Below are 377 nucleotides of genomic sequence, written 5' to 3'. Positions count from 1 at the left end.
TACTCTTTCATAATTTTACATTAGTTTTTTAATTCAACATTAGTTTTAAAAGCCACTAACTTTCCTGTACATCGCGCCAACTTTGTTTTAGGGAAAGGGGTTTTTCTTTTTACGTTATACGGTCTACGCTTAACGTTTTACGTGTTATTCTTTCTTGCTGTCACATTGAGTGATTTTCGTTTCATAGAAAAAGAAAATAGTATCGAAATGTCACTTTTTTTAATGTCACTTTTTTTCGTCAAAAAAACTAACGAAAAAAGACTTGTCTTTGATTTTCGACGGTCAAAATAAGTTTCAGCCATTCAATATTTTAAATCATTTGCTGCGCAAACAGTAAAATATTTTAACCATGGCGATCAACTTTTTGACACTCGCCT

The organism is Empedobacter sp. UBA5924, from assembly GCF_002431085.1.
In the GTDB taxonomy this organism is placed as follows: domain Bacteria; phylum Bacteroidota; class Bacteroidia; order Flavobacteriales; family Weeksellaceae; genus Empedobacter; species Empedobacter falsenii_B.
This window is presented reverse-complemented; position numbering follows the sequence as displayed.